Origin of the sequence: Sphingomonas sp. RIT328, from assembly GCF_000632225.1 — a bacterium.
In the GTDB taxonomy this organism is placed as follows: Bacteria; Pseudomonadota; Alphaproteobacteria; order Sphingomonadales; family Sphingomonadaceae; genus Sphingomonas; species Sphingomonas kyungheensis.
Map to the genome: position 1 here is coordinate 42,874 of NZ_JFYV01000001.1, position 17,490 is coordinate 60,363.

The window sequence follows — 17,490 nt, forward strand, 5'->3', positions numbered from 1 at the left end:
CGACAGCAGGAGGTCCCATGTCCGATACGCCCCGCGACGCCAAGGTCGATCCCGAACGCGACCCCAGCGGCAATCCGTTCGACCGTCAGGACGGCAGCTTCGGACAGGATTATCATATCGCCCGCGAGGAAGCGCTGGGCGCCAAGATGCCGAGCGGCACCGTCGCCGCGCGCCCCGCCGATCCGGCTCCATTGCACGATCCGGCGATACCGCCCGACAATGGCCGCAGGGCGAGCTTCGATCCCGTGACGGGCGAGGTGCACGGCAGCGGCTCGGGCGCGGGTGGCGGCAATCCCGGCGAGGATTTCGACGGCGATGCCGCGACCGGCGACGGGTATCCCGTCACCGGCGGCGAGGGACGGACCAAGGGCGCGGAGCGCGATCTCGGCCCCAGCCACGTGTCGGAATAGCCCAGGGCCCCACCTCCGGTGAAGCGAGGCGGACCGTCACTTGAGGGGCACGATCACCTCATCCGGGTGGGCGACGTTGAGCTCGCGCCGGACCATCTCGTCGACCATGTCGGGATTGGCATGGTCGGGATCGAGCAGGGCGACGCGGTTCTTGAGCACCGCGCGCTTCTGGTCAAGCGCGGCATATTGCTTCTCGCGTCGCATCAGCTGCTTCTTGTAGTCACCATAAGCGAGGATGCCGTTCGGGCCGAGTACGGCATAGGCGCCGAAGAACGCCATGATCGTCAGCCCGAGCGCGGGCAAGGCGGCACGCCGCATCGTCCGCTGGAATGCCGATTGCCTGTGTCCGCGCGCCGCCATGCCGTGCATCCTCGCTCGTCGTTCGTGCCCGATCAAGCCTTCAGAACGTCGCGACCGGCGTAACGTGCCGAATCGCCCAGCTCTTCCTCGATGCGGATGAGCTGGTTGTACTTGGCGAGCCGGTCCGAACGGGCCAGGCTGCCGGTCTTGATCTGGCCGCAGTTGGTGGCGACCGCGAGGTCGGCGATCGTCGCATCCTCGGTCTCGCCCGAACGATGGCTCATCACCGCGGTATAGCGCGCGCGCTGCGCCATGTTGACCGCTTCCAGCGTCTCGGTCAGCGTGCCGATCTGGTTGACCTTGACCAGCAGCGAATTGGCATAGCCGCCGTCGATGCCGCGCTTCAGCCGCTTCGGGTTGGTGACGAACAGATCGTCGCCGACCAGCTGGACCGTGTCGCCGACGAGGTCGGTGAGCGCCTTCCAGCCCTCCCAATCGTCCTCGCTCATCCCGTCCTCGATCGAGAAGATCGGATAGCGGCGGGTCAGGTCGGCGAGATATTCGGCCATCGCGCCGCTCTCCAGCACCTTGCCCTCGCCGGAGATATTGTAGCGGCCGTCCTTGTAGAATTCGGTCGCGGCGCAATCGAGCGCGAGCATGACGTCGTCGCCGGGCGTGTAACCCGCCTTTTCGATGCTCTGCATGATGAAGCCCAGCGCCTCCTCGGTGCTGGCGATGTTCGGCGCGAAACCGCCCTCGTCGCCGATGCCGGTGGCGAGGCCCTTGTCGTGCAGCGCCTTCTTGAGCGTGTGGAAGATCTCCGAACCGCAGCGCACCGCCTCGACGATGTTCGCCGCGCCGACGGGAACGATCATGAACTCCTGGAAGTCGATCGGATTGTCGGCATGTTCGCCGCCGTTGATGATGTTCATCATCGGCACCGGCAGCACGTGCGCCGATACGCCGCCGACATATTTGTAGAGCGGCATGCCGCGCGCTTCCGCCGCGGCCTTGGCGGCGGCGAGGCTGACGCCGAGGATGGCGTTGGCGCCGAGCCGGCCCTTGTTCTCCGTGCCGTCGAGCTCGATCATCGCCGCGTCGAGATCCGCCTGATCCTCCGCGTCGAGGCCGAGCAGGGCTTCGACCAGCTCGCCGTTGACCGCCTCGACCGCATTGTCGACGCCCTTGCCGCCCCAGCGGCTCTTGTCGCCGTCGCGCTTCTCGACCGCCTCATGCGCGCCCGTCGAGGCGCCCGACGGCACCGCCGCACGTCCGAAGCTGCCGTCCTCCAGCAGCACGTCGACCTCGACCGTCGGGTTGCCGCGGCTGTCGAGGATCTGCCGGCCATGGATGTCGATGATTGCGGTCACGTAACGATGCTCCTACCTCTGGGGCGTGATGGGCGCGCTCTATCGTGCCGACCGTGTCGCGGCAATCTCCTCCACGGCGAGGGAACCGCGCCGGACGGGCCGGGGTTGAGCGTTGCGAACACAGGAAAGGGCGATCCATGGCCGATACCGATTTCACCACCGTTTCCGCCACCGACGCCGGTGCCACTACCACCGACGCCGCCGATCCGGCCGCCGCGCCGGCGAGCACGACCGAACAGGCCAAGCAGACGGTGAAGGACTATTCGTCGAAATATGGCGCGCAGGCGACCGACCGGATCCGCACCTTCGCCGATACCGGCAAGGAACGGGCGGTGGGCGGTCTCGACCAGCTGTCGCAGCTGATCAACGACGCGGCGGGGCAGGTCGATGACAAGCTCGGCGCGCAATACGGCGATTACGCCCGCACCGCCGCCGGTACCGTCTCGGGCTTTGCCGAGCAGCTCAAGGCGAAGGACGTCGAGGAGCTGCTCGACGAGGCACGCGAGTTCGTCCGCAAGAGCCCCGGCGTCGCCGTCGGCGTCGCGGCGGCGCTCGGCTTCGCGCTCGCCCGCCTCGTCCAGTCCGGCATCGACAGCAACAAGGCCTGATCGCACGATGGCGACGACCCAGCCGGTCACCGAGGACGAAAGCATCCCGACGTTGCTGTCGCAGCTCGTCGACGATGCGCGTGGCCTCGCCAGCGCGGAGATCGCGCTGGTCAAGGCGCGCGTCGGTGAACGCGCCAGTGCCTATCGCAACGCGGCGATCTTCTTCGTCGCGGCGGCGGTGCTGGCGCTTGCCGGTCTCATCGCCCTGCTCGTCGGGCTGATCCTCAGCCTGGCGACGATGATCGGCCCCGGGCTCGCCACCGCCGCGGTGGTGATCGCGGTGTTCGCGATCGCCGGTGTGCTCGCGATCATCGGCAAGGGCCGGCTGGCGCCGGGCACCGCGCGATGAGCGGTCCCGAACCCTCGCTGCGTCTCGCGACGGCCGAAGCCGAGGCAGCGGCGGCACGCGCGCGGCTCAACGCCACGCTGGGGCGGCTGCAGATCCGGCTCAACCCGCGCACGCTCGCGCTGCAGGCGGCGCGTGAGATCACCGACAAGAGCGGTGCCGCGGCGCAGGCCAGTCTCAACACCGCGGTGCGCAATCCGGGTGCCGTCGCCGGCGCCACCGCGGTCGCCGGCCTGTTCCTCGCCCGTCACCGTATCGCGGCGCTGTTTCGCCGCAAGCCCAAGCACAAGCCGGGCCACCGCGACCATGAACCCGGTCTCGGCCCGCAGGACTGACCCCGTTCGCAAAAGGATAGCCCCATGACCGACAGCCACGACATCCACGCCCGTATCGACGACGCCAAGCATGTCGCCAGCGATGCCGCACGCCGCACCGCCGATGCGGTCGAGCATAATCCGCTGGCGATCGTCGCCGGCGGCCTCGCCATCGGCGCGCTCGCCGGCGCGCTGATCCCGCGTTCGGCGAAGGAGAAGGAATTGCTCGCTCCGCTCGGCCGGACGCTCGGCGAGCGGGCACGCGGCGCCGTGCAGGCGGCGCGCGAGGCCGGCGCCAGCGAGTTGCAGAATGCCGGCCTGTCCAAGGATGCCGCCAAGGATCAGGTCAAGTCGCTGTTCCAGGGCATCGCCAAGGCCGCCTCGACCGCCGGCTCCGCCGCGGTGAAGACGGCCGCCAACAAGGCGTGATACCGGCGCGACGCCGCCGTTCGCGCGGCGGTGTCGCGGGGGTTCAATAGTGCGGCGCAACAGGCTAGGGCGCTGGGCTTGACCCTCACACCCGGGATACGCGCATGAGCAAGCTTCACCTCGTCTTCGGCGGCCGCGTCAAAGACCCCCGTACCCTCGAGTTCGCCGATCCGTCGCAGCTCGAGATCGTCGGCATCTACGCCGATTATGCCAGCGCCGAAAAGGCGTGGCGCGCCCATGCGCAGCGCACCGTCGACGATGCGGAAATGAAGTTCGTCGTCGTCCACCTCCACCGCCTGCTGGAACCCGAACTGCTCGCCCCGCCGGCGGCGTAATCGTCAGACCCGTCCGGCGACCATCGCCCTGATGTCGACCCGTGCCTTCAGCCGGGCGGCGAGCAGGGCGGTGCCGCTGATCTTGCGCTGGACGAACAAGGTGTCGGCGGGGGGCAGATGCCAGGTCGCACGGTCGCGTGCCATCTCGATCCCCTGTTCGCGCACGACGCCGACGAAGGCGCGGTCGCCGAAGTCGAACGGGCCGGGGCGGTTGAGTTCGCCGAGGATCACGTCGATCATCGCATCGACCAGCGGACGATGCCGCGCCGCCGCCGCCTCGCCGAGGAAGCCCGCCGCGATCGCCGCCGCGCGCACCGCGTCGCGCTCGCCCGACAGGCCGGCGGCGAGCAGCCGGCGATAGCCCGCCGCCGTCGCCGGCGCGACCGGTCGGGCCGCGCCGAAATCGAGCAGCACGATCCGGCCCGTCTCGGGCTGCCAGCGGTAATTGGCGAAATTGGGGTCGGTCTGCATCAGCCCCCAGTCGAGCAGTTCACGCAGCACCAGTGCGATCAGGCTGTGCATCGCATCGTCGCGCACCGATTGATCCGCCGTCTCCAGCGTCTCGATCGGCACGCCTGCGACATAGCTCATCGCCAGGACATTGGGGGTGGTGAGGTCGGGATCGAGTTCGGGTACGACGAACGCCGGCTCGCCCGCGAGCAGGTCGCGATAGCGCGTCATCATCGCGCCCTCGCGCAGATAATCCGCCTCCTCGTGCAGCTGCCGCTTCGCCTCGTCGAGCAGCGGCGCGATGTCGAGTTCCTTGGGCAGCAGGCCGGAGACGCGCAGTAGGGTCGCGACATTGTCGACATCGGCGTCGATGCTCTGCATCACGCCGGGATATTGCACCTTGATCGCCAGTTCGCGGCCGTCGGGCAGGCGGGCGCGATGGACCTGACCGATCGAGGCGGCGGCGATGGGATGCGCCTGGAAATGCGCGAAGCGCCGTCGCCAGTCGCGCCCCCAGGCGGCGGTGAGCACCGTGTTGAGCTGCGGCGGCGGCATATGGTGCGCGTCGTTGCGCAGCCGGGACAGGATCGTCGCGAGTTCGGGCGGCAGCATGTCGCCCGCATCCATCGAGATCATCTGGCCGAGCTTCATCGCCGCGCCGCGCAGATGCGCAAGCTGATCGGCGACGCGGGTCGCATTGGCGGGGGTGAGCAGAAGATCGCCCATCCGCGGCCGCTCACCCGCCGCCAGCCGCCGCGCGCCCTCGGCGACGACGCCGCCACCGACCCCCGCGGCAAGCCGCCCGAAGGCGCCGAGCCGCGACAGCCGGCCGCTCGGCACCGCACGGCCCTTGTCGGATCGCTCGTCGTTCATCGGCGTGGCGCCGTCACGGGATCAACCGATCGGCGCGCAGTCGCTCGAACAGGGCGAAGAAGGCGTCGTCGGTCGGCTGATAGGCGGTGAAGCCCAGCTTGCGGCTCTTCGACATGTCGGTGACGACTTCGATCGGCCGGCCGAGGTCGGCGTCGGTGTGCCATGGCGAGGCGAGGCGGGCGAGGTCGGGCTCAGCTAGTCCCTCGCGCGTCGCGATCTCGCGCCACAGGTTCGCGTCGTCCGCCATCTGCTGTTCGAGCGGCATCACCGTCCCGTCGAACGGCGCAACTTCCACGCCGAACCAATCGGCGATCCGCTGCCACATCCAGCTCCAGCGGAAGACATCGCCGTTGACGACATTGAACGCCTCGTTCGCCGCTGCCGGCGTGGTCGCCGCCCACAGCAGATGCCGGGCGAGCTGGCCGGCGTCGGTCATGTCGGTGAGGCCGTTCCACTGCGCCGCCGATCCGGGGAAGCGGAACGGTCGCCCCGTCTCGCGGCACATGGTCGCATAGACCGCGAGCGTCGTGCCCATGTTCATCGCATTGCCGACCGCCTTGCCGATCACTGTATGCGGACGGTGGACGCTCCAGCTGAACCCGTCGCGTTCCGCCGCGGCGAACACCTCGTCCTCCTGGGCGTAATAGAAATTCTCGACATCGAGCCGGCCCTGTTCCTCGCGGAACGGCGTCTGCGGCAGCGTGCCTTTGCCATAGGCCTCGAACGGCCCGAGATAATGTTTGAGGCCGGTGACGAGCGCGACATGGCGCGCCGCGCCATCATTGGCGCGCAGCCCGTCGAGCAGGTTGCGGACCATCGTCGCATTGACGCGGATATTCTCCGCCTCGCTGTCCTGCCGCAGCCAGGTGGTGATGAACACGGCATCGGGCCGCAGCCCGGCCAGCGCGGTGGCGGTACCCACCGCGTCGAGCAGGTCGGCGGCGACCGGGGTCACACCCTGCTGTTCGCCGGGACGACGGGCGAGGCCATGGACCTGCCAGCCCTGTTCGACGAGCAGCGCGGCGGTAGCGCTGCCGACGATTCCGCTCGCGCCGACGATCAATGCCTGTTTGGTCATGCTAAGCCTTTGATAGAACAGGCCGCTGCCAACGCAGGGGGACTGCCAAGGGTCCGTCAGACGCGGGCGAACAGATGGAAACGCAGCGTTGCTCGCGGCGTAAAGCCGAGCCGGCGATAGAGCGCGATCGCGCCGTCATTGTCGGCATAACTGGTCAGGAACGGCACGTCGCCCGCCGCGCGGATCGCCGTCGCGACGCTGGCGATCAGGCGCGCCGCTTTGCCGCCGCCCCGATGATCGGGATGGGTGCAGACGCCGCTGATCTCGCGAAAGCCGGGGAGCGCGAGCCGCGTGCCGGCCATTGCCACCAGCCGGCCGCCGCTGCGCATGCCGACGAAGCCGCCGAACCGGTGCGTCCGCCGGAAGAAGGGGCCGGGACGGGTGAGGGTGGCAAGGGCGAGCATCTCGGCGGCATCGTCCTCGCCCAACGGCAGGATCCCGGCATTGTCGGGCGCCGCCACGGGGGTTTCCGCTATCATCTGGAGGCAGGCGGCGCGGCTGGTGCAGTGAAAGCCGGGCAGGGTCGCGGCCGGCGCGACTTCGATCAAGCCGATCGTCTCGCCCGGCGCGACCAGTGCGGCCAGCGCCGCGCCGTCCGGTCGGGCACCGGGTGCCAGCGCCGCGAACAGGCCATGGTCGGGATCGATCCGCCGCGCGTCGCCGTCGCCGCTCGCCAGCGGCGCCAGCCGGGTCGTCAGCGCATGCCAGACCGGCGCGTCAAGCGGATGCGACACGCTCAGCCATAAGGTGGCTGGTGATAACCGGCGGGGGAGGTGGTGAAGATCTCGCAGCCGTCGTCGGTGATACCGATCGAATGTTCGAACTGCGCCGACAGCGAGCGGTCGCGCGTCACCGCGGTCCAGCCGTCGTCGAGCAGCTTGACGTCGGGGCGGCCGATATTGATCATCGGTTCGATCGTGAAGATCATCCCGGGCTTGAGCTCGGGGCCGGTGCCCGGCTTGCCGACATGCACCACCTCGGGCGCGTCGTGGAACAGCCGGCCGAGGCCATGGCCGCAGAAGTCGCGCACGACGCCATAGCGATGCTTTTCCGCATGGCGCTGGATCGCATTGGCGACATCGCCCATGTGGTTGCCGGGCCGCGCCTGTTCGATGCCGAGCATCAGGCATTCATAGGTTACCTCGACCAGCCGCCGCGCCTTCAACGGCACCTCGCCGATCAGGTACATGCGGCTCGAATCGCCATGCCAGCCATCGACGATCGGCGTCACGTCGACATTGACGATGTCGCCCGACTTAAGCGTCTTGTCCGACGGGATGCCGTGGCAGACGACGTGGTTGATCGAGATGCACGTCGAATGCGTGTAACCGCGATAACCGAGCGTCGCCGGTACGCCGTCGCGCGCGACGATGAAGTCGTAGATCAGCCGGTCGAGCTCCGCGGTGGTGACGCCCGGCACCATATGGGGCACGAGCATGTCGAGCGTCTCGGCGGCGAGCCGGCCTGCCTTGTGCATCCCGGCGAAGGCGGCCGGGCCGTGCAATTTGATCGCGCCGGTGCGGCCTTCGGGTGCGTCGGAGGTAACGGTCACATATTCGGTCATCGCCGCGATATAGCGTGGTCGCCGCGATTTTGCGAGGCTATGACCGGGGGATGGAGCAGGAACGTATCTGGACCGCCGCGCTGGTCGTGATCGGGGATGAAATCCTCTCCGGCCGGACGCAGGACAAGAATATCGCGCAGCTGGCAAGCTGGCTCAACGTCCAGGGCATCCGCCTCGCCGAGGTGCGCGTCGTGCCGGATCGCGAGCCGGCGATCGTCGAGGCGGTCAACATCCTGCGCGCGCGCAACGACTATCTCTTCACCACCGGCGGCATCGGCCCGACGCATGACGACATCACCGTCGACGCGATCGCCGCGGCGCTGGGCGTGGCGGTCGAGCACCATCCCGAAGCGATGGCGACGCTCGAAGCCTATTATGCGACGCGCGGCGGACTGACCGAGACGCGGGCGCGCATGGCGCGGGTGCCGGCGGGGGCGGGCCTCATCCCCAATCGCGTGTCGGGTGCGCCGGGTATCCGGGTCGGCAACATCTTCATCATGGCCGGCGTGCCGCATATCACCGCCGGCATGCTCGACGCGCTGACCGGGACGCTCGAAGGGGGCCGGCCGGTGGTGTCGGGCACGATCGGCTGCTGGGTCGCCGAGAGCGAGGTCGCCGATCTGCTGCGCGACTCGGAGAAGGCGCATGCGGGCGTCTCGATCGGGTCCTACCCCTTCTTCCGCGACGGGCGGACGGGGGCCAATTTCGTCGTGCGCAGTGCAGACGCGGATCTGGTCGCGCAATGCGTCGCCGATCTGACGCAGGCGCTCGAGGCGGGCGGGCGAACGGTGACGGTCGGCGGGATCTGAGCGGGCGCGCGGCGTCTCGCGGTGGCGGTGCCGTGTCGGTCTAGCACTCGCCCTCGTCGCGCAGATGTAGGTGCGCACAGAATTCCCACCTCGGCGTACACCAGTATTCCCGCGCAAGCGGAACTCCAGTGGCCAAGCAGGGCGAGATCTGGCGGCAGGAAGAACTGGGCTCCCGCCTTGGCGGGAGCCCTGGTGCGCTTTACCGGAAGCCTCGCACACGCAGAGAATAGCGGTCAAATCTTCGGGACTGCTGCGCGTAATTCCCTGCCGCTGCCCATGAGCCCGCCCCGCTTCACCCGCTGAACGCCCCGACATCGGCGATCGCCAGCTTCGCCGCCGGCACCGCGGTCGCCGGGAAGCTCAGCCGCAGGAAGCGCAGCTCGCGCGGCGCGGCGAACGGGATGCGCTGCGTCGCCAGCGCATAAGCGATGTTCTGGAACTCGCCTTCACCGGCGTCGGTCCAGTGCGTGCCGTCGAGGCTGGTTTCGGCATGATAGCCGCGCGGCGGCGCGCTGGCGGTGTCCGGGTGCCGCCATGGCGTCAGGCTGAACCCGGCGACGGTCTGCGCGCGGCCGAGATCGAGCGTCACGCTTGCCGGCGTCGCGGCGGGGGCGGGTTGCGACCAGATCGTGTCGCCATTGCCGTCGAGCAAAGCTTCGGCGCCCGGCGCGCTCGCCGTGACGACCTTCCAGCCGCGCGGTGACAGGGCGGTGGCATCGGCGACGCGCGGGGCGGCGACGGCGACCGGCGCGACGCTGTGGAACAGCGCGACTTCTCTGATCGCCGGGCAGGCGGGGGCGTCGAGGATCACCAGCCGCAGCCGGCGCGCGTCGATCGGCCGGGGCAGGCGGATGATCCGCTGCGCGCCGATGCAGCTCTTTTCGGCGAGCCGCTGCCAGCGGCCGCCGACCTCCGCCTCGACCGCGAAGCGGGTGACGCGGACGCCGAGCGGCAGAAATTCGCGCAACCGGATAAGGTCGAAGCGGCGGCCCGGCGGCAGGTCGAGCGTCAGCGTCGGCGTGGTGATGCCGTCGGGCGTCGACCAATAGCTGTCGCGATCGCCGTCGAGCACCTTGGCGGGGGCGAAGGCCGCGCCACGCGTCGCGCTCGCCGAAGCGACCGCGCCCTGCGCGAGATCCCTGGCGAAGCTCGCCTCCAGCGCCGCGCCGAAGCTCTTGAGCACCGCGACGTCGTGATCGGGGATGCGACCGCGCCGGTCGGGCGGCAGGTTGAGGTTGAGGTTGGTGCCCCGCCCGATCGATTCGTCGTGCAGCCGGATCAGCCGCTCCGGCGTCTTCACCGCGCCGTCCTCGTCGGGATGGTAGAACCAGCCGGGACGGATCGACACGTCGGTCTCCGCCGGCCACCACAGGACACCGCCGCGGACGCCGCTGTTGCCCTCGCTTTGCACATAGGGATGATCGGGCATCGTCGGCCAGCAGGGATCGCCGGCGACGCCATCCTCGTTGCCGACCCAGCGGATGTCCGCGCCGAGCGGATCGAAGGTGCAGGCCATCGGCTGATGCTGGTGGACGAGCGCGATGATCGACGGCCAGTTATAATATTTGGGCGCATCGATCTTCCGCGTCTCGCGGGCGCCGCCATAATAGCCGTCGCCGCCATTGGCGCCGTCGAACCAGAATTCGAACAATTCGCCATAGCGGGTGCACAGCTCGACCACCTGCTTGCGGTAATAGTCGATATAGGCGGGGCGGCCGTATTCGGGATGATTGCGGTCCCAGGGCGACAGATACAGGCCGAACGACAGGCCGGCGCGGCGCGTCGCCTGTTCCATTTCGCGGACGATATCGCCCTTGCCGTTCTTGTAGGGGCTGTTGCGGATGCAATGTTCGGTCAGCTGCGTCGGCCACAGGCAAAAACCGTCGTGATGCTTGGCGGTGAGGATGATGCCGCGCATCCCGCCGGCCTTGGCGGCGGCGACGATCTGGTCCGGCGCGAAGTCGGTCGGGTTGAACAGCGCCGGGCTCTCGTCGCCATAGCCCCATTCGCGATTGGTGAAGGTGTTGATCGAGAAATGGACGAAGGCGTAGCGTTCGCGGCGATGCCAGGCGAGCTGGCGCGGCGAGGGCGTCGCACCATAGGGCTTGGGCGCACCGGCCGTGAAGGCGGGCGCGGCGAGCGCGGGCATGGCGGTGGCGGCGAGGCCGGTGGCGAGGATGGTACGGCGGCTGAGGTCGGTCACGAAACTCTCCGATTGGATGGCGGTCAGGCGCTGGCAGCGCGGCCGTGCGATGGCGGCCGGTCGGCCTTGGCGGCACCGAAGGCCGTGTTGGGCATCGCGCTCATCGTGAAGCTGAGGCGGCCGCCCTGCATCAGCTCGGCATGGCTGATCCACGACTTGGTCCACGGCCGGCCGTTGAACGTCACCGCGCGGATATACGGCGTGTCGGCGCGGTTGCCCGGCGCCTCGATCGTCAGGCTCTTGCCGCCAGGCAGGCGCAACTCGGCGCGTTCGAACAGGGGCGAGCCGAAGACATAGACCGCCTCGACCGGATCGACCGGATAGAAGCCGAGCGACGACAGCACGAACCACGCGCTCATCTGGCCGCAATCGTCGTTGCCGATGATCCCGTCGGGGTCGTTCTTGTACATTTCGGTGCACAGGCGCCGCACCATCGCCTGCGTCTTCCACGCCGCGCCGGCATAGACGTAGAGATAGGCGACGTGATGGTTGGGCTCGTTGCCATGCGCATATTGGCCGACGAGGCCGCTGATGTCGGGCGGCGCATTGGCCGGCAGCGTCGACGGCGCGGTGAACAGCGCGTCGAGCCGCGCCTCGAACCTCGCATCGCCGCCCATATGGTCGATCAGGCCATAGACGTCATGCTGGTTGAGGAAGGTCGCCTGCCAGCCGTTCGCCTCGGTATAGTCGCGCCACCACGGCTTGGGCATATGGCCGAGCTGGACGGGATCATAGGGCGACCACCACTGGCCGTTGGCGAAGCGCGGCTTGGCGAAGCCCGCCTTGCCGTCGATGACGTTGCGCCAGTTGCCCGACCGCTTGAGCAGCCGGTCCGCCGCGGCGCCTTCCCCCGCCGCGCGGGCGAGGTGCGCCGAGGCCCAGTCGTCATAGGCATATTCCTGCGTCCGGCTGACGCTTTCGAACCAGACGTCGGCGGGGACATAGCCCTTGGCGTCATAGACGTCGCGGCCCTTGCTGTTGTCCAGGTCGGGCGCGGTGAAGTCGAAGCTGCGCTTGGCGATCGCCGGCCAGGCGGCGGCATAATCGGCGGCGATCCCCTTGGCCTGCGCCTCGGCGAGGACCGATACCGCGTGCCAGCCGATCATCGTCCCCGTCTCGACCCCCTGCAACGGCCAGACCGGCGGGCCGTAGACGCTCTGCTGCGTCTGGCGGATCAGGTCGTGGACCAGCGCCTGCGCCTGATCGGGGGCGACGATGGTGAGCAGCGGATGCAGCGCGCGATAGGTGTCCCACAGCGAATAGCTGCTGTACGCGCGCTCGCCCGCGCCGAGCCGGTGCGGCTTGCGGTCGAGCCCGATGTAGCGGCCGTCGACATCGGAGAAGAGCGTCGGCGCGAGCAGCGCATGATACAGCGCGGAGGCGAAGATGACGCGCTGATCGGCGCTGCCGCCGGCGATGCGCACGCCGGCGAAGGCCTCTGCCCAGCGGTCCTGCGCGGCGCGGCGCACCGCGTCGAAATCCCAGCTCTTGCCCTCGGCGGCGAGGTTGGCGCGCGCGCCGGCGACGTCGACGCCCGAAATGCCGCAGCGGACCAGGATCGGTGCCCCGCCGGCCTCGTCATAATGGAGCACCGCCTTCAGCCGGTTGCCCCGCACTGCGCGCGCGCCGGCGGGTTGTTCGGCATCGCCGTCGCCATAGAGCGTGACGCGGCTCGGCGTGCGCGAGGTCTGGAGCGCGAAATGGATATGCCGCCCCTTCGCCCAGCGGTTGACGGTGCGGCTCCCGGTCAGCGTGCCGTCGGCGTCGAGCGTCAGGCTCGCGTCGGTGATCAGCGGCGGCTGGTCGCTCTTGTCGAGAACGAGATGCGACAGGTCGATCAGGATATGCCCCGCACCCGCGGGAAAGGTATAGCGGTGATAGCCGGTCCGTTCGGTGACGGTCAGCTCGGCGCGCACGCCGCTTTCCAGCGCAACGCGATAATAGCCGGGCTCGGCCTGTTCGGCGGTGAACCGCTGGCGGTAGCCGGCATCGGGATCGGCGAGCGGCCCCGGCAGCAATTCGACCTTGCCGCCCGTTTTCGTGCCGGCCGTCGGCACCACCAGCACGTCGAGCATGTCGCCGATGCCGGTGCCCGACAGATGGGTATGGCTGAACCCCATGATCGACGTATCGTCGCGGTGATAGCCGGAGCAGGCGTCCCATCGCTCGACATCGGTGTCGGGGCTGAGCTGCACCATGCCGAACGGCAAAGTCGCGCCGGGATAGGTATGGCCGTGGCCGCCGGTACCGACGAACAGATTGGCCTTGGCCGGCGCGGTCGCCGCGGCGAGGACCGGCAACGGCAGGGCGAGCGGCAGGCCGGCGGCGGCGGTGCCGGCGAGCAAGGCGCGGCGGGAGAGGGTGCGATCGGTCATAGGGGCGCCTTGAGCAATGCGGGCCGGGTCGCGGCGAGATGGAGGATGAGTTCCGCGAACAGGCCATTCGCCCAGGCGAACCAGGCGCGGGTGAATTTGGCGGGATCGTCCTGGTCGAAGCTTTCGTGGATGAAGCCGGTGCCGCCGTCGGTATGGCGCAGACTGCGCAGCGCGGCGCGGATCGTCGCGTCGTCGGTCGCGGAAAGCGCGCGGATAGTCAGCGACATCGGCCAGATCTGGCCCGCACCGACATGCGGGCCGCCGATGCCCTCGCCGGCGCGGCCGCGGAAGAACCACGGATTGGCCGCGCTCCAGCACGCGGCCTGCGTCCGCCGCCACAGCGGATCGGCCGAGTCGACGCAGCCGAGATAGCCGAGCCCCGACAGCGACGGCACGTTGGCGTCGTCCATGAAGATGGCGTTGCCGAAGCCGTCGACCTCATAGGCCCAGACCTCGCTGCCGTCGCGCAGCCGCATCGTCCCATAGGCCTTGAGCGCCGCCTCGACCTCCGCCGCCAGCGCGGTGGCGGCGGCGGCGAGGGCGGCATCGTGCCGCGCCTCGTTGGCGACGACGGCGAGTTCGCGTAACGCCGTGACCGCGAACAGATTGCTCGGGATCAGGAAGGGATAGAGGCAGGCATCGTCCGACGGGCGGAAGCCCGAATGGATCAGCCCGACCGGCCGCGTCGGATGGCCGTGACCCCAGAGCAACGTCTCGGTCGGCTGCGGCGCGGAGCGGCGGAAGCTGTACGGGCCGGGGCCGTCCTTCCTCTGCTGTTCGCGGAAGGTGCGGATGCTCGCGCGCGCGGCCTCCGCCCAGGTCGCGTCGAAGGGCGCGGCATCGCCGGTCGCGCGCCAGTATCCATGCGCGAGCCGCATCGGATAGCAGAGCGAGTCGATTTCCCACTTCCGTTCGGCGACGCCCGGCTTCATCTCCGTTTCGTCCTTCTGCGACCATTCGAGGTTCGACCTGGCGGTCGGATCCTCCATGAAGGCGTTGGCATAGGGATCGATCAGGATGCAGCGCGCCTGCCGGGCGATCAGGCCGCCGATCAGTCGGCGCAGCTCGGGCGCCTTGCGGGCGAGGTGGAGATAGGGCTTCACCTGCGCCGACGAATCGCGCAGCCACAGGCAGGGGATGTCGCCGGTGATGACGAAGCTGTCCGGCTTGCCGTCCACCGTGCCGACCTGCGTCACCGTCGTGTCGAGCGTGTTCGGATAGCAATTGCCGAACATCCAGCGCAGCTTGTCGTCACCGATCCGGCCGGCGACGCGGACCAGCTCGCGCTCCACCGCGGGGCTGGTGAAGCGCCGGTCGGCCGGCGCCGGTCGTTTCGACGGCAGGGATGCGGCGAAGGCCGGCGTCGCCAGCCCCGCGGCGGCCACGACCCCGCCGGCGAGCACGCTGCGGCGGGGCAGGGCGATGTCGCCCGCGGCACGGAGTTCTCCGCTCATTTCGGCAGCTCCATGTCCGTCCCCGTCACGGTGAAGTCGAACCATTGCCCCGCGCCGTCACCCGGCTGACCACCGCCGACGTAGAGCCGGTAGGCGCCGGGGACGACGTGGCGGCGGCCGTCGCGATCGACGATGCTCATGCCGCGCGGATCGATCGTGAAGCGCACATTGCTGCTGCGCCCGCGCGCGACGGCGATGCGGCGGAAGCCGACGAGCTGGCGTTGCAGCACCGCGTCATTGCCGCCGAGGCCGGTTCCTGCCGGCGGGACGAGATAGGCCTGCACCACCTCCTCGCCGTCGCGTGCGCCGCTGTTCGTCACCATCGTGTCGATCGTCAGCGTGCCGCCCGCCGCGACCGAGGCGGCGCCGCGCGGTGCCGCATAGCCGAAGCGCGTGTAGCTGAGGCCATGGCCGAAGCCCCACAGCGGCGTGCCGGTGAAATAGCGATAGGTGCGCTCCTTCATGTTGTAATCGGTGAAGGCGGGCAGGTCGGCGGTGGTGCGGTACAGCGTCACCGGCAGGCGCCCGGCGGGATTGGTCGCACCCGACAGCACGTCGGCGAGTGCGGTGCCGCCCGCCTCGCCGCCATACCAATTGGCGAGGATCGCATCGGCGGCGGCGGGATCGACCGCCACCGCGCTGCCGCTGGTCAGCACCAGGACGATCGGCTTGCCCGTCGCCTTGAGCGCGGCGAGCAGCCGGAGCTGCGGCTCGGGCAGAGCGATGTCGGTCCGGTCGCCGCCGACGAAGCCGGGGACGGAGACGGAGAGCGCCTCGCCTTCCAGATCGGGCGACAGGCCGGCGACCACCACCGCGACGTCGGACTGGCGCGCCGCCTCGACCGCCTGCGCGAGCAACGGCTCGGCGGGCGGCAGCCACAACAGACGGAAGCTGTCGTCCTCCGACCGATGGTCGAGCCGGATGTCGATCGGCTGCGGCGTGCCGTCGCTGTCGATGACGAGGTCGACGCGGCCCTTGGGCAGATCGCCGTCGTGCAGCGTCTTGCCGCCGAGCGTCAGCGTCGCGCGGTCGTGGACCGTGCAATCCTTCCAGCATTGCGTCTGGTCGAGGATCAGATGGTAGCGGCCGGGCGCGGGCGGCACGAACTCGCCGGTCCAGCGCGCGGTATAGCCGATCGCGGGCAGGCCGGGCGCGGGCGGCGCGCGGTTGACGTCGAGGTCGATGCGACGGTCCTGCCGCACGGTCGGTGCGCCGCTGCCGCCGGTATAGGTGGCGCGCAGGCCGGGCTTGCCGTCGGCGCGCAGCGCGGTCTCCGGCACGACGATCGCCGAGCTTTCGGCGAGCAGCGAGCCTTGCGCATAACGGACATTGGCGGTGCCGAAACGCTGGCGAAGGCCTTCGAGCGGCGTCACCGGGTGCATCGCCGTGCCGTGGTAATTGCCCTGCAGCACGCCGAGATCGTCGGCATTGGCGCCGATCACCGCGATCCGGCTCCCGGCGGCGAGCGGCAGGCGCGCGTTGGTATTCTGCAACAGCACGATCGCCTTGCGTGCCGCCTCCAGCGCGACGGCATGATGCGCGGGCGTCGCCAGCTCGCTGGGCTTGATGCTCGCCCAGGGGCTGGTGCCCCCGTAAGCGATGCCGAGCGCGCGGCGGGCGCGCAGCGCGCGGGTCAGCGCGGTATCGACCTCCGCCTGGGTGACGAGGCCCTTGGCGAGCGCTTCGGGCAAGGCGGCATAGGCCGTACCGCAATTGATGTCGGTCCCGCCACGGATGCCCGCCGCCGCCGCGCCGGCCGCGTCGAGCCGGTAATGATGGTAGACCGAGATGTTCGACACCGCGTCGCAGTCCGAGACGGTGAAGCCGGCGAAGCCCCAGTCGTGGCGCAGGCGATCGTTCATCAGCCACGAGGCGGCGCAGGCCGGCACGCCGTGGATGCTGTTATAGGCACACATCAGCGACTGTGCCTTGCCCTCGGTGATCGCGCGGCGGAAGGCGGGAAGATAGGTCGCCTCGAGATCGCGCGGGCTGACGTCGACGTCGAAACTGTCGCGTCCCGCCTCGGGGCCGCTGTGCACCGCGAAATGCTTGGGCGTCGCGACGACGCGCGGATGCCGGGGGTCGGGGCCTTGCAGTCCGGTGATGAAGCCGACGCCGAGCGACCCGGTCAGATAGGGGTCCTCGCCATAGGTTTCCTGCCCGCGACCCCAGCGCGGATCACGGAAGATGTTGATGTTGGGCGACCAGATCGTCAGCCCCTGATAGATGCGGCGATCCGCGGCGGCGGGTTGCGCGTTGAACTTGGCGCGCGCCTCGATGCTGACGACGGTGCCGACCTTGTTCATCAGATCGACGTCCCAGGTCGCGGCAAGGCCGATCGCCTGCGGGAAGACGGTGGCATAGCCATCGCGCGCGAGGCCGTGCAGCCCTTCGTTCCACCAGTCATAGGCGGGCAGGCCCGCGGCGGCGTCGGCGGGCGCGGTGCTCTGCAATTGCGCGGCCTTGCGCTCGGGCGACATCGCCGCGACGCTCGCGGCGACCGGATCGGCGGCCTGGGCGAGCAGGAGGAGGGCGGGGATCATAAGGTCGCTCCGAGACAGGGGGAGGAAAG

At 69.5% G+C, this 17,490-nt stretch carries 17 protein-coding genes; 7 read left to right on the forward strand and 10 right to left on the reverse strand.

Features of this window, described 5'->3' with window-relative positions; all coding sequences use genetic code 11:
• Nucleotides 1–17 precede the first annotated feature (17 nt).
• Complete coding sequence (locus tag BW41_RS00235) at nt 18–410, forward strand: hypothetical protein (RefSeq protein WP_037530164.1); 393 nt, start codon at nt 18–20, stop codon at nt 408–410.
• Between the two features lie 36 nt (nt 411–446).
• On the opposite strand, the gene BW41_RS00240 is transcribed toward BW41_RS00235, so the two are convergent.
• A complete protein-coding gene (locus BW41_RS00240) occupies nt 447–770 on the reverse strand; it encodes an FtsB family cell division protein (protein WP_051583136.1) in 324 nt (107 codons plus the stop codon).
• A gap of 32 nt (nt 771–802) precedes the next feature.
• Nucleotides 803–2,080, reverse strand: a complete 1,278-nt coding sequence (gene eno, locus BW41_RS00245; protein WP_037530167.1) for a phosphopyruvate hydratase — start codon at nt 2,078–2,080, stop codon at nt 803–805.
• A 137-nt stretch (nt 2,081–2,217) separates the two neighbouring features.
• Between eno and BW41_RS00250 the strand changes: the two genes are divergently transcribed.
• The 5 genes from BW41_RS00250 to BW41_RS00270 all read left to right on the forward strand — a co-directional run bounded on the left by BW41_RS00250 (nt 2,218) and on the right by BW41_RS00270 (nt 4,112).
• Nucleotides 2,218–2,688, forward strand: a complete 471-nt coding sequence (locus tag BW41_RS00250) for a hypothetical protein (RefSeq protein ID WP_037530169.1) — start codon at nt 2,218–2,220, stop codon at nt 2,686–2,688.
• 7 nt (nt 2,689–2,695) lie between these two features.
• Nucleotides 2,696–3,037, forward strand: coding sequence for a phage holin family protein (locus BW41_RS00255; RefSeq protein ID WP_037530172.1), 342 nt, complete (start codon nt 2,696–2,698; stop codon nt 3,035–3,037).
• Nucleotides 3,034–3,369 (forward strand): phosphatase, encoded by a 336-nt coding sequence (locus tag BW41_RS00260; RefSeq protein ID WP_037530174.1) that lies wholly within the window; start codon nt 3,034–3,036, stop codon nt 3,367–3,369. The genes BW41_RS00255 and BW41_RS00260 overlap by 4 nt, the downstream gene beginning before the upstream one ends.
• A gap of 24 nt (nt 3,370–3,393) precedes the next feature.
• A complete protein-coding gene (locus tag BW41_RS00265; protein WP_051583137.1) occupies nt 3,394–3,777 on the forward strand; it encodes a hypothetical protein in 384 nt (127 codons plus the stop codon).
• Between the two features lie 104 nt (nt 3,778–3,881).
• Complete coding sequence (locus BW41_RS00270) at nt 3,882–4,112, forward strand: DUF4170 domain-containing protein (protein ID WP_037530177.1); 231 nt, start codon at nt 3,882–3,884, stop codon at nt 4,110–4,112.
• Nucleotides 4,113–4,115: 3 nt separating this feature from the next.
• On the opposite strand, the gene BW41_RS00275 is transcribed toward BW41_RS00270, so the two are convergent.
• Genes BW41_RS00275 through map form a run of 4 tightly spaced genes read right to left on the reverse strand, consistent with a single transcriptional unit; the run spans nt 4,116 to nt 8,077 of the window.
• Complete coding sequence (locus BW41_RS00275; RefSeq protein WP_037530180.1) at nt 4,116–5,435, reverse strand: ABC1 kinase family protein; 1,320 nt, start codon at nt 5,433–5,435, stop codon at nt 4,116–4,118.
• 13 nt (nt 5,436–5,448) lie between these two features.
• Entirely contained in the window at nt 5,449–6,513 is a 1,065-nt protein-coding gene (locus BW41_RS00280) for an SDR family oxidoreductase (protein WP_037530183.1), read from the reverse strand.
• Between the two features lie 56 nt (nt 6,514–6,569).
• The gene (locus BW41_RS00285; RefSeq protein ID WP_037530186.1) at nt 6,570–7,247 is read right to left on the reverse strand and encodes a GNAT family N-acetyltransferase; all 678 of its coding nucleotides are present in this window, start codon (nt 7,245–7,247) and stop codon (nt 6,570–6,572) included.
• Between the two features lie 2 nt (nt 7,248–7,249).
• Nucleotides 7,250–8,077: a type I methionyl aminopeptidase gene (map, locus tag BW41_RS00290; protein ID WP_037530187.1), complete on the reverse strand. Its 828-nt coding sequence runs from the start codon at nt 8,075–8,077 to the stop codon at nt 7,250–7,252.
• Nucleotides 8,078–8,127: 50 nt separating this feature from the next.
• Between map and BW41_RS00295 the strand changes: the two genes are divergently transcribed.
• Nucleotides 8,128–8,886 carry a competence/damage-inducible protein A gene (locus tag BW41_RS00295; protein WP_037530190.1) on the forward strand — a complete coding sequence of 253 codons (759 nt, stop codon included), beginning with the start codon at nt 8,128–8,130 and terminating at the stop codon, nt 8,884–8,886.
• 292 nt (nt 8,887–9,178) lie between these two features.
• Here BW41_RS00295 and BW41_RS00300 read toward each other — a convergent pair whose 3' ends face one another.
• Genes BW41_RS00300 through BW41_RS00315 form a run of 4 tightly spaced genes read right to left on the reverse strand, consistent with a single transcriptional unit; the run spans nt 9,179 to nt 17,461 of the window.
• Nucleotides 9,179–11,089, reverse strand: coding sequence for an alpha-L-fucosidase (locus BW41_RS00300; protein ID WP_037530192.1), 1,911 nt, complete (start codon nt 11,087–11,089; stop codon nt 9,179–9,181).
• A gap of 23 nt (nt 11,090–11,112) precedes the next feature.
• Nucleotides 11,113–13,464, reverse strand: coding sequence for a GH92 family glycosyl hydrolase (locus tag BW41_RS00305; RefSeq protein WP_037530194.1), 2,352 nt, complete (start codon nt 13,462–13,464; stop codon nt 11,113–11,115).
• Nucleotides 13,461–14,918, reverse strand: a complete 1,458-nt coding sequence (locus tag BW41_RS00310; protein ID WP_051583138.1) for a glycoside hydrolase family 125 protein — start codon at nt 14,916–14,918, stop codon at nt 13,461–13,463. The genes BW41_RS00305 and BW41_RS00310 overlap by 4 nt, the downstream gene beginning before the upstream one ends.
• Nucleotides 14,915–17,461, reverse strand: a complete 2,547-nt coding sequence (locus tag BW41_RS00315) for a glycoside hydrolase family 3 C-terminal domain-containing protein (RefSeq protein WP_037530196.1) — start codon at nt 17,459–17,461, stop codon at nt 14,915–14,917. The genes BW41_RS00310 and BW41_RS00315 overlap by 4 nt, the downstream gene beginning before the upstream one ends.
• Nucleotides 17,462–17,490 lie beyond the last annotated feature (29 nt).

Excerpts from the sequence above, each read along its gene's own strand:
- map (WP_037530187.1), bottom strand. The coding sequence starts at position 8,077 with ATGACCGAATATGTGACCGTTACCTCCGACGCACCCGAAGGCCGCACC.
- BW41_RS00260 (WP_037530174.1), top strand. The coding sequence starts at position 3,034 with ATGAGCGGTCCCGAACCCTCGCTGCGTCTCGCGACGGCCGAAGCCGAG.
- BW41_RS00305 (WP_037530194.1), bottom strand. The coding sequence starts at position 13,464 with ATGACCGATCGCACCCTCTCCCGCCGCGCCTTGCTCGCCGGCACCGCC.
- BW41_RS00310 (WP_051583138.1), bottom strand. The coding sequence starts at position 14,918 with ATGAGCGGAGAACTCCGTGCCGCGGGCGACATCGCCCTGCCCCGCCGC.
- BW41_RS00265 (WP_051583137.1), top strand. The coding sequence starts at position 3,394 with ATGACCGACAGCCACGACATCCACGCCCGTATCGACGACGCCAAGCAT.
- BW41_RS00280 (WP_037530183.1), bottom strand. The coding sequence starts at position 6,513 with ATGACCAAACAGGCATTGATCGTCGGCGCGAGCGGAATCGTCGGCAGC.
- BW41_RS00255 (WP_037530172.1), top strand. The coding sequence starts at position 2,696 with ATGGCGACGACCCAGCCGGTCACCGAGGACGAAAGCATCCCGACGTTG.
- BW41_RS00315 (WP_037530196.1), bottom strand. The coding sequence starts at position 17,461 with ATGATCCCCGCCCTCCTCCTGCTCGCCCAGGCCGCCGATCCGGTCGCC.
- BW41_RS00240 (WP_051583136.1), bottom strand. The coding sequence starts at position 770 with ATGGCGGCGCGCGGACACAGGCAATCGGCATTCCAGCGGACGATGCGG.
- BW41_RS00250 (WP_037530169.1), top strand. The coding sequence starts at position 2,218 with ATGGCCGATACCGATTTCACCACCGTTTCCGCCACCGACGCCGGTGCC.
- BW41_RS00270 (WP_037530177.1), top strand. The coding sequence starts at position 3,882 with ATGAGCAAGCTTCACCTCGTCTTCGGCGGCCGCGTCAAAGACCCCCGT.
- BW41_RS00275 (WP_037530180.1), bottom strand. The coding sequence starts at position 5,435 with ATGAACGACGAGCGATCCGACAAGGGCCGTGCGGTGCCGAGCGGCCGG.
- BW41_RS00295 (WP_037530190.1), top strand. The coding sequence starts at position 8,128 with ATGGAGCAGGAACGTATCTGGACCGCCGCGCTGGTCGTGATCGGGGAT.
- BW41_RS00235 (WP_037530164.1), top strand. The coding sequence starts at position 18 with ATGTCCGATACGCCCCGCGACGCCAAGGTCGATCCCGAACGCGACCCC.